8 protein-coding genes and 2 pseudogenes are annotated in these 10,718 nt (G+C 60.9%); 7 read left to right on the forward strand and 3 right to left on the reverse strand.

All coding sequences use genetic code 11. The features are described 5' to 3' along the window. The 3 genes from ABSG20_RS19735 to ABSG20_RS19745 all read left to right on the forward strand — a co-directional run. The coding region (locus tag ABSG20_RS19735) for an efflux RND transporter periplasmic adaptor subunit (RefSeq protein WP_423866193.1) at positions 1-984 on the forward strand (984 nt) is incomplete at its 5' end. Next, entirely contained in the window at positions 981-2,057 is a 1,077-nt protein-coding gene (locus ABSG20_RS19740; protein WP_423866194.1) for an efflux RND transporter periplasmic adaptor subunit, read from the forward strand. The genes ABSG20_RS19735 and ABSG20_RS19740, both read left to right, overlap by 4 nt. Next, positions 2,054-5,161, forward strand: coding sequence for an efflux RND transporter permease subunit (locus tag ABSG20_RS19745; protein WP_423866195.1), 3,108 nt, complete (start codon positions 2,054-2,056; stop codon positions 5,159-5,161). Before ABSG20_RS19740 ends, ABSG20_RS19745 begins: the two co-directional genes overlap by 4 nt. Here ABSG20_RS19745 and ABSG20_RS19750 read toward each other — a convergent pair. Further along, positions 5,158-5,742 carry a hypothetical protein gene (locus ABSG20_RS19750; protein WP_423866196.1) on the reverse strand — a complete coding sequence of 195 codons (585 nt, stop codon included), beginning with the start codon at positions 5,740-5,742 and terminating at the stop codon, positions 5,158-5,160. The two genes, ABSG20_RS19745 and ABSG20_RS19750, sit on opposite strands and share 4 nt — an antisense overlap. 234 nt (positions 5,743-5,976) lie before the next feature. Here ABSG20_RS19750 and ABSG20_RS19755 point away from each other — a divergent pair, with 234 nt between their 5' ends. The 3 genes and pseudogenes from ABSG20_RS19755 to ABSG20_RS19765 all read left to right on the forward strand — a co-directional run bounded on the left by ABSG20_RS19755 (position 5,977) and on the right by ABSG20_RS19765 (position 8,550). Continuing rightward, positions 5,977-6,486, forward strand: a complete 510-nt coding sequence (locus tag ABSG20_RS19755; RefSeq protein WP_423866197.1) for a phosphate-starvation-inducible PsiE family protein — start codon at positions 5,977-5,979, stop codon at positions 6,484-6,486. 253 nt (positions 6,487-6,739) lie between these two features. After that, positions 6,740-7,480, forward strand: a pseudogene (locus ABSG20_RS19760) (HAD-IA family hydrolase). A 5-nt stretch (positions 7,481-7,485) separates the two neighbouring features. Further along, a complete protein-coding gene (locus tag ABSG20_RS19765; protein WP_423866198.1) occupies positions 7,486-8,550 on the forward strand; it encodes a ketopantoate reductase family protein in 1,065 nt (354 codons plus the stop codon). A 135-nt stretch (positions 8,551-8,685) separates the two neighbouring features. On the opposite strand, the gene pdxY is transcribed toward ABSG20_RS19765, so the two are convergent. Further along, positions 8,686-9,540 carry a pyridoxal kinase PdxY gene (gene pdxY, locus ABSG20_RS19770; RefSeq protein WP_423866199.1) on the reverse strand — a complete coding sequence of 285 codons (855 nt, stop codon included), beginning with the start codon at positions 9,538-9,540 and terminating at the stop codon, positions 8,686-8,688. Positions 9,541-9,798: 258 nt separating this feature from the next. Here pdxY and ABSG20_RS19775 point away from each other — a divergent pair. Then, positions 9,799-9,888 (forward strand): annotated as a pseudogene (locus ABSG20_RS19775) (hypothetical protein); the annotation flags it as partial. On the opposite strand, the gene ABSG20_RS19780 reads toward ABSG20_RS19775, so the two are convergent. Further along, the gene (locus tag ABSG20_RS19780; RefSeq protein WP_423866200.1) at positions 9,855-10,352 is read right to left on the reverse strand and encodes a carbonic anhydrase; all 498 of its coding nucleotides are present in this window, start codon (positions 10,350-10,352) and stop codon (positions 9,855-9,857) included. The pseudogene ABSG20_RS19775 and the gene ABSG20_RS19780 overlap by 34 nt on opposite strands. Between the last annotated feature and the right edge of the window lie 366 nt (positions 10,353-10,718).

The raw sequence follows: 10,718 nt of genomic DNA on the forward strand, positions 1-10,718 counted from the left end.
TTTGTACACACCGAAATTGTGCAGCCGCGGGACGGACAGGCGTCCCTGACGCTGACCGGCGAGGTCGAGGCCCGTTTCCGCGCCGACCTGTCATTTCGTGTGAGCGGGCGCCTGCTCGAGCGGCTGGTGGACGTCGGCGCCCACGTCAATGCCGGCGACGTTCTGGCGCGGCTCGATCCGGCCGAGCAGCAGGCCGATCTTGAGGCTGCAACCGCGGGGGTCGCCGCAGCGGAGTCCCAGCTGCGCGTGGCCCAAGCCACATTCGATCGGCAGAGCTCGCTGATGTCGACCGGCTTTACCACGCGCGTGGCCTACGACCAGGCACAGCAGGAGCTGCAAAGCGCAGAAAGTAAGCTTGAATCGGCGAAGGCGCAGCTCGGAACGGCCCGCGAAGCGCTTGACGATACCGAACTGCACGCCCGCGCCGCGGGTGTGATTACCGCCCGCAGTCTTGAGGTCGGGCAAGTGGTGCAGGCGGCTCAGGCGGTTTTCACGCTGGCGCAAGACGGCGAGCGCGATGCTGTCTTCGATGTCCCTGAATCGATGTTCTTTGGCGATGTCGAGGGCGGCCGCGTGTCGCTGACCCTGGTCTCCGCCCCGGACGTGACCGCCATTGGCTATCTGAGGGAAGTCTCTCCTGCCGTCGATCCCAAGAGCTCCACGGTTCGCGTCAAGGTCGCAATCCAGAACCTGCCCGCCACCATGACGCTTGGCAGCGCCATCGCGGGCACCGCCAGGACCAAACCCGCAACCGAGATCACGTTGCCGTGGACCGCACTGACGGCAACGGGGTCGAAGCCCGCGGTCTGGATCGTCGATCCCAGGACAAAGACCGCATCGCTGAAGCCGGTGACGATCGGTGCCTACGAAGCCGGCGCCGTGCTGATCAAGGCAGGCCTTGAACCCGGAGCGCGCGTCGTTGTCGATGGCGGCAAGCTGCTCAGCTCCGGCCAGCCCGTGACCTATGACGAGGACCGATCATGAGAACGCAAGCGCTCACCATTGTCGGCATGTTCGCATCGGCGCTGGTGCTGGCCGCCTGCCAGCAGGAGGCAAAAGCCCCCGAACCTGTCCGACCCGTGCTGTCCGCCGTTCTTGAACCGACCGCATCGGACAGCACTCTGGCGGTCGGAACGGTCCAGCCTCGATATGAGACCAGTCTTGGCTTCCGCGTGCTCGGGCGACTGATCGCACGTCCGGTCAATGTGGGAGATTTGGTCGCGGAAGGGCAGACCATCGCTGCAATCGACGCGACGACGCTTGGGCTCGCCGTACAGTCTGCGAAAGCGGACCTCTCGAAAGCCGAGGCCCTGCTTGCAAATGCAAGCGCGGCTGAGGAGCGGAAACGGATCCTGATCAAGACCGATGCCACGACGAGGCAGGCGCTTGACGATGCAGAGCAGGTGCGGGCCGCGGCCCAAGCATCGGTTGCTCGCGCCCGCGCCAACCTTGCCAAGGCGGTTGAGCAACTTGGTTATGCAGAGGTGAAGGCTGATTTCGCCGGTGTCGTCACGGCCGTGAGCGCCGAAGTGGGCCAAGTTGTCTCGCCAGGTCAGAGCGTCGTGACGGTGGCGCGGCCGGATGTCAGAGAGGCCGTCGTCGACATCGGCGCAGACTTCCCGGTGCGATTGAAGATCGGTTTGCCGTTCACTGTCAGCTTGCAGCTGCTGCCGGCCCTTCAGGTACAAGGCCAGATTCGCGAAATTGCGCCGCAAGCCGATGCCTTAACGCGCATGCGCCGTGTCCGCATCTCCTTGACGGATCCGCCTGAGAACTTTCGCCTTGGCTCAACCGTTACGGCGAGACTGGACAACAGCGAGAACTCCGTTCTCCGGGTCCCCACGTCCGCGGTCCTCACCAAGGAGGGCGAGACGGCCGTTTGGGTGGTTGATCCCCTCGCGAGCACGGTCTCCCTGCACCAGGTCGATCTCGCGGAGGACGAAGGCGGCCTGCGGGTCACGGGCGGCCTGCCAGCGGGTGCGCGGATCGTCACCGCCGGCATCCATAGCCTCAAGCAAGGACAGCAAGTTCGTTTCGAACAGGATTTGGCACCATGAAATCGTTCAACCTTTCCGACTGGGCTCTCGGACATCGTTCGCTGGTCTCGTATTTCATGCTCGCCTTCATGGCGGCGGGACTGTTCTCCTATCTGCATCTCGGGCGCCAGGAAGACCCGGATTTCACCATCAAGACCATGGTGATCGCGGCGCAATGGGCGGGTGCCTCTCCGGAAGAAATGACGCGCCAAGTCACCGACAGAATCGAGAAGAAGCTCGAAGAGCTGGAATCGCTCGACTACACCAAGAGTGTTACGGTTGCCGGGCAAACGACCGTCTTCGTCTATCTGCGGGACAGCACCCAGGCGAGGAACGTTGCTCCGACCTGGGCTCGCGTGCGCAACATGATCGAGGACATCAAGCCCGATTTCCCGCAAGGCGTCGTCGGGCCGGGCTTCAATGACCGCTTCGGCGATGTGTTCGGCAACATCTACGCATTCACCGGCGATGGCTTGAGCCAGCGCCAGCTGCGCGATCGGGTCGAGGACATCCGTGCCAAGGTGTTGACCGTGCCGAATGTCGGCAAGGTCGACATTCTGGGCGCACAGGACGAAGTCATCTTCCTCGAATTCTCGACCCGGAAGATTGCGGCGCTCGGCCTCGACAGCCGCTCCATCATGTCCTCGCTGCAGGCGCAAAATGCCGTCGCGCCGTCCGGCGTGTTCCAGGCCGGGGCGGAGCGCATCAGCGTGCGGGTCAGCGGTCAGTTTGAATCGGAGCAAAGCCTGAAGGCGATCAATCTTCGGATCAATGACCGGTTCTTTCCGCTGACGGATGTGGCCACCATCACGCGCGGCTACGCCGATCCGCCAACCACCCTGTTCCGCTTCAACGGGCAGCCTGCCATCGCGCTCGCGATCGGGATGAAAGCCGGTGCGAACCTTCTGAAGTTTGGCGAGGCGCTCAAGGCGGAAATGTCGGGGATTTCAGCCGAACTGCCGGTCGGCGTCGGAGTCCATCTCGTCGCGGATCAGCCTGTTGTCGTCGAGCACGCCGTGTCAGGCTTCACCGAGGCGCTGTTCGAAGCGGTCGTCATTGTGCTCGGGATCAGCTTCCTCAGCCTGGGGCTTCGGGCCGGTCTCGTCGTTGCGATCGCAATCCCGCTGGTTCTCGCCATCACGTTTGTCGTGATGGCCTATGCCGGAATCTCGCTGCAGCGAATTTCGCTCGGCGCCTTGATCATCGCGCTTGGCCTTCTGGTCGACGACGCCATGATCGCGGTCGAGATGATGGTGGCGCGGCTCGAAGTTAGCGAACCTCTGGAAAAGGCCGCGACCCATGTCTACACGTCCACGGCCTTTCCGATGCTGACGGGGACGCTGGTCACCGTTGCCGGCTTCATCCCGATCGGCCTCAACAGCAGCAACGCAGGTGAATTCACCTTTACCTTGTTCGTGGTGATTGCGGTCTCCCTGCTCGTATCCTGGATCGTCGCGGTGCTGTTCACGCCATTGCTTGGCGTCACCATCCTGCCGGCCAGGATGAAAGGTCATCATGAAGGCAAGGGACGGCTTGGACAGCTGTTTTCTCGCGTGCTTCTGGCTTGCATGCATCATCGCTGGATCACCGTCGGGGTGACGGTCGCAGCTTTCGGGCTCGCCCTGTTCGGCATGAAATTCGTTCAGCAGCAGTTCTTTCCGTCCTCGGACCGGAGCGAACTGGTCATCGACTGGAATCTGCCGCACAATGCCTCGATTACTGAAACCAATGGCCAGATCGCTCGCTTCGAGCGCGAACAACTGCAGGGAAATCCCGTGGTCGACCATTGGTCGACCTACGTTGGAACAGGCGCGCCGCGCTTCGTGCTGTCGTTTGACGTGCAGACGGCCAACGCCTGGTTCGGCCAGATGGTCGTGGTGACCAAAGGCGGCGTTGCCGGGCGCGATCGCCTCAAGGCGCAATTCGAAACCTATCTGAGAAAGACCTTTCCCGGCACCGATACTTTCGTCAAGCTGCTGGAGGTCGGACCTCCGGTCGGCCGTCCCGTGCAGTACCGGCTGAGCGGACCCGATGTCGCCAAGGTGAGGGAGCTCTCGCAAAACCTTGCCGGCATCGTACGCGCCAATCCGCATCTCGATCACGTCGTGTTCGACTGGATGGAGCCGGCGCGCGTCGTCAAGGTCGACGTGCTGCAGGACAAGGCGCGCCAGCTTGGCGTGAGTTCGGAGGACATTGCGACGACACTGAACAGTGTGCTTGCCGGATCCTCGATCACTCAGGTGCGAGACAGCATTTACCTCGTGAACGTGATAGGCCGCGCGACCGCGCCCGAGCGTGCTTCGATTGATACGCTGCGGGACCTGCAATTGACCGGCCTCGGCGGTCAATCGGTGCCGCTCGGTGCGGTAGCCACGCTCCGCTACGAAATCGAGCAGCCCACCATTTGGCGGCGGTCGCGGCTTCCGACGATCACGCTGAAAGCGAGCGTTCTTGGCAGCGCGCAGCCGAAAACCGTCGTCGATCAACTGGCCCCGAAGGTTGCCGAATTCGCAGACCGACTGCCGGCCGGGTATTCGGTCGCGGTCGGTGGCGCCGTCGAGGAGAGTGCGAAGAGCCAGGCTCCGATCGAGGCGGTCGTTCCGCTGATGCTGTTCATCATGGCCACGATTCTGATGATTCAGCTGCAAAGTTTCCACCGCCTGCTCCTGGTCTTTGCGGTGGCGCCGCTCGCTCTGATCGGGGTTGTGCTGGCCTTGCTACCAAGCGGAGCGCCTCTCGGCTTCGTCGCGATCCTGGGTGTGCTGGCGCTGGTCGGGATCCTGATCCGCAACTCGGTGATCCTGATCGTGCAGGTTGAGGACCTTCGAAAGGCAGGACGGCCGGCATGGGATGCGGTCGTGGAAGCCACCGAGCATCGCATGCGACCGATCATGCTGACCGCCGCCGCCGCAAGCCTGGCGCTGATTCCGATCGCGCGCGAGGTTTTCTGGGGGCCGATGGCCTACGCAATGATGGGCGGCATCATGGTCGGGACCATGCTGACCTTGTTGTTCTTGCCGGCGCTCTATGTGGCGTGGTTCCGGCTCGAGGAGCCGGAGCACGCGACGATTAGGTCTAAGAGTGTCAGCGGTACCCTGCAGGCCGTAAGGAGTCTCACAGGCTAGTTCGCGCGCTTCGACGGTCCAGCGTACAGCCCGGAAAAAACGATCCCGAGGAAGATGGATAGCGTACCCACGCTGACCGCGTTCATCGAGAACAGGGCGGCATAGGCGTCATCCGGATAGAGATGTAACGGCCTTCCATAATGTCCATGCAATAGGATGTAGGCGCCGAGCGGCAGCGCAGCCAAGATCAGCATCCAAAAACGCTCGCCCGCGCCAAACAGCAGGCTGGCGAGCGTAATGCAGGGGATCAGAAATAGCTCGGTGCCCGATTTTTCACCAAGCAGCCAGGTACAGAACACCGTATTGACCGATCCGGCCAAGGATAGCATGGCCCTGCCAAGCAACGGGTAGCGACGCGAGATGGCGGGGACCATCGCGAAAACCGGAAAGGCGAATAGCGTCATGAGCAGCGCCGGCATACCCCCACTTCCGGCCAGGCCGATTACGTACATTGGATAAAATGGCGTATTGCCCGCCAGCACCAGGGCAACCTTGTTGCCGGCTGCCGCGAGAGGCTGGTCATTGGATGCATAGGTGCTGAGCCGGGTGGCAGCTGCCACCAGATAGGACTTCAGGATCATCGATACTCGCAGGCAGGTATTTGCGGAGGGCCAGACGTCTACCCCATAAAATCTCCCTTTAGCGGCATTTTTGAGTGAGTGGCGAGAGATTCTCGTCCTGTCGCTAGCCGCTCTACAAGGCCGAGGCCCTGCATCGCTCGGAGTTTTCGCACTAGGCGCCGGACCGGCGCCCATAGTAAAGTTACACCGAACACCGGATGCATCGCAAACCGAATCAGCGAAAGCGGCACGAGAATGGACGGCGACGAGCCTACCGATAAGGACGCTACGCGCATTGGCAAACTGGCCAGCCGGGCATTCCTCAGGATCGAAGTATTTGCCTACCTGGTTCTCGGCCTGTTGCTTGCGCTCACCGCACTGCTGGGCGTCGGTAGTGCCGCGGTGTCTCTGTGGCAGGATGTGCAGGAACACGTCAATGCGACTTCACTTGTCCTCACGATCGACCGGCTGCTGTTCGTACTTATGGTCGTTGAAATACTGCACACCGTGCGCGTCTCTTTCCGATCGGGCACGCTGGTGTGCGAACCGTTTCTGATCGTGGGACTGATCGCGTCGATCCGGCGCGTGCTGGTGATCACGCTGGAATCATCGCAGGTCAACCAACCGGGAAAATGGACGCCGGACACGCAGGCGCTGTTCAATTCCACCATGCTGGAATTGGCCGTACTCGGAGGCCTGATACTGATCATGGTGGTTTCGATCTGCCTGCTCAGATACAGCGAGCGCTCTATATTGCGCAATTAGGAAGGCAACCGTGATTCGCCGGCGTAGATCAGGCGAGCGCAAGACTGGGTGATTAAGCGTCCATGAGTGACACCTCTGCCATTTGATTAGGTGAGGACCATGCATGGCGGAACCCCGGCGGATGGCGCGCCGGCACCTCATAAGAAATACTTTGGACCGGTCCAAGATAATAAAATTTCCTTGATGTACCCATATGCGTGTTGATTGGGCCGCGAACTGCGTCAAGCGCGGCGCAACTTTTCAGGGAGGGCGTATGAGCGACGCGCTCGCGTCACCGGGCTCGCGCCTGGATCGCGCAAGGGAACTGATCGTTCGGTCGCGTGCCCTGATCTTTGATGTCGATGGTACACTGGCCGAAACGGAGGAAGTTCATCGCCGGGCCTTTAATGCCGCCTTCGTCAGAGCCAACCTGGGTTGGTGCTGGGGTCGCGTCGTTTACTAGGACCTGCTTCGGGTTGCGGGCGGCAAGGAGCGGATCCGCGCCTTCGATCGATTGCGAGGAGCGGCGCCGGTGCTGTCGGACGCCGAGGTCACTGAACTGCACCGGATCAAAACCACGATTTACGCCGATTTGATCGCAAGCGGCGGCTGTCCGCTCCGTCCAGGCGTGAAGGCTCTGTTGACCGCGGCATTGACACGCGGTCAGCGCCTGGCAATTGCGACGACGACCTCGCGTGGCAACATCGATGCGTTGCTTGCCACCGCATTGGGCAAGGATTGGACAAACGCTTTTGCAGCGATTGTCGCAGGTGACGAGGTGCCGAAAAAGAAGCCGGCTCCCGACGTCTATCTGGAAGTGCTGTCTCGATTGAACCTGTCCCCGTCGGAATGCCTCTCGATTGAGGATTCGGGGATAGGCCTGGTGGCGGCGTCACGCGCTGGAATTCCAGTGCTGATCTCGCGCAGCGCCTACTTTGGAGACGACGACTTTTCGGCGGCACTTCTTGCTGTCGATGATCTGACCGAAGTGACAGGTTTCGAACCTGTGGAATAGCGAGCATGGCTTACAACATTCTCATCCTTGGAGCCTCCTATGGCTCACTGCTGGCGACAAAGCTCCTGATGGCGGGTCACAACGTGACCCTGGTTTGTCGGAGCAAGACTGCAGAACTCATCAATCGCGACGGTACGGAAGTTCGCATCAGGCTGCGTGACGAGGCTGTCCACCGGGCGATTTTCTCACGCGGCCTGCCCGGGACCCTGGACGCGATTACGCCCGGCGACGTCGACGTGTCGCGCTATGATCTGGTTGGTCTTGCCATGCAGGAACCGCAATACACCAACCATACGATCCGGGTTCTGATGATCAAAATCGCCGAGGCGAAGCTGCCTTGTCTTTCGATCATGAACATGCCGCCCTTGCCCTATCTCAAACGCATCCCGGCGCTGGCGGACATGGAGCTGGAGGAGGCCTATACCAATGCCCAGGTATGGGAACGATTCGAGCCGGGCCTGGTGTCGCTCTGCTCGCCTGATCCGCAGGCCTTCCGCCCTCCGGAAGAGGCGGCGAATGTCCTCCATGTCGGCCTGCCGACGAACTTCAAGGCAGCCACATTTGCAGATGAGAAACATAATTTGCTGCTTCGGAAGCTGGAGGCGGACATCGACGCCGCGAGGCTGGATGGCCACGACGTTCCGGTAAAGCTCAAAGTGTCCGATTCGCTGTTCGTCCCTCTGGCCAAATGGTCGATGCTGTTGACCGGAAATTACCGCTGCATCACGCCGCACGAGCCGCAGTCGATCCGCGATGCGGTACATCATGATTTGAAGCTCTCGCAGTCGATCTATGACCATGTCGACGCCGTCGCACGGCGTCTGGGCGCTGACCCGCAGGATCAGGTTCCCTTTGGGAAATACGCCAAGGCGGCGGAAAGCCTTCTGAAACCCTCATCGGCGGCCCGGGCAGTAGCCAATGGTGCGCCTTTCATTGAGCGGGTCGACCTGCTGGTAAAGTTGATTTCGCACCAGCTAGGTATGCCTAATGCTGATATCGACCGCACGGTTCAAGTCGTCGACCAAAAAATGAACGAGAAGATCGTGATGGGTGGATCCGGTGCACTCTAACGAGCTCTTGCGCCGTACGTAAAAAAATCTGCCAATTCCGGAAGTCGGTAGCCATTCCATCGCCGCGTCTGCTCCGCCACCAGCGCTATCGCAGCCTCGACCTCTCCTGGCGCACGGCAATCCCGAGCGGGATCTTCAGGTATGGATCCGGGTTGCTTCAAACCGGCGACGCGGTTGGGAGAGCAACGAGCGAGCCTCGATGATCCGCATCTCCTCGGCGCCAACCGCCGCGGTGTGTTCAAGGACAGTAAAGGTGGCAGATACGGCCTCGACCAAGGCATCGCTTATGGCTGCCCCGCGAACGAGCGACGAAACCAGCAGCGATGTGAAGAGGTCTCCGGTCCCGGACGGGCGGATCGGAAGTTTCGGCGTGCTCAGGCGCCATGCCGAGGAGCGCTCCAGTGCAATGGTATCGATCCGGTCCGCGGGCATGTCGACGAGCTCGACGCTGGTCACGACGACCGCCGATGGTCCTGTCGCGAGGAGAGAGTGCGTGTTTCCTATCAGTTCATCAATTGTCGTTGCTCGCGCTCCGCATAGCCATTCAAACTCGAAATGGTTCGGTGTTGTAATGTCAGCAAGTGGACATACTACATCACGAAATATCGCTGGGAGTCCGGCCTGCACAAACAGACCCCGGTCGCTGTCACCGAGGACAGGATCGCAGCAATAGATCAGCCTGGGATTGGCTTTCTTTGCCCTCGTGATGAATTCCGCCACCACTTCGGCGATCTCCGGCGAACCGAGATAGCCTGACAAGACAATCCGGCAGGAATCCACCGCGCCCCGCTCCTCAACGCCTGCCAGCAAATCCGCAACCAGATCCGCCTCCAGAACCCTCCCCCGGATTGTCGGGTATCCTGGCCGGTTACTCAGCAAGGTCGTTGGCACGGCTACCACGTCGATGCCGTTCATCTGCATGGGAAAGACGGCGGCGTTATTGCCGACATGGCCGTAGGCGACCTGAGACTGAATTGAAATCACCGTCATGCTGTCTGGCAATCGTGCACAGGATACTCCGGAGGTTGGCGAAGCGAACCGGCCACCTTTCTCGACGCATACTGAACACCGGTAATTGTACGTGGGCAAGGCTTCTGTCGCCGCTGCGCAGCCTGCTTGCTGCGCAAGCAGCGCAACGTCAACGCGGCGGCGCCATCAGAGTGCCCCCCGTCTGTCGGAAAAGCGTCCGCCAATATTGCGGGTCTCTCGAATGGCGCGAGGGAGTTCCGAGAGATCGATTCCCTTGGGTTGCGCTGCCTCAAGCGTCTCTTGCCGGGTGTCGATGAGCCGGCCCACAGCCTGTCCTACGCCAATCGGCGCCGCGTCGAGATCGCGCGCGCGCTGGCACTCAGGCCGCGTCTCTTGCTGCTCGACGAGCCGACGGCCGGCATGAATCCGACCGAGCGGCCGAAATGCAGGCGCTGGTCGCCCAACTCAGGGTCGAAGGACTGACGATCGATCCTGCTGATCGAGCACAAGCTCGAGATGGTGATGCGCCTCTCCGATCGTGTCGTCGTCATGGATGACGGCAAGAAGATCGCTGAAGGCGCGGGCGAAGACGAATCTTCTGGTCTTGAAGTCATAGATGAAGCCGTAAATGGGGATATGTCCGGGAACAAGAGGATGACATGCGCGTCGCCTTCGGCAAGACCGGCATATTTCGCCGGGTCCAGCCGGGCGTCCATGCAGGTGAGGATCGCGAACTGCCGCGCCGGCGGCAGGGCGAGCTTGCCTTTGTCACCGAAATGGGAGGCGTAGGCGCCGTTGGCGGTAACGACCTCGTTATGGATGGTGCTGGTCATGGTTTCGTCCTTGTGAATACGCGGCCGCATGGCGCCCGCCTCATTTTCGGCGATGAAAATGCGATCGGTCAAGGAAAGGAAAGTCTGAAGTTCAGGGGGATGCGAATGCAGTCGTGCTTGGAACGCGGGCGCGTGGACAAAAAATTGCCAATGGGCAAAGGGCACGAAGTGGATTTACCCATGCCGGATGGCGGGTCGCCTCCGATGGGCGTCAACTCGGTCGACTGAGTAGTTTCCGAGTCTGCACGAGCCCTCCAGAAGCGCCTATAGCCATTCCGCTGATCACGTAACGACACTTCTGTCGGGCGTTGGTCAGAGCGGCAACAAGGAAGCAAATAAAATGAGAAATTCGACGATCGCCGGTCC

Origin of the sequence: Bradyrhizobium sp. (assembly GCF_049512235.1) — a bacterium.
In the GTDB taxonomy this organism is placed as follows: domain Bacteria; phylum Pseudomonadota; class Alphaproteobacteria; order Rhizobiales; family Xanthobacteraceae; genus Bradyrhizobium.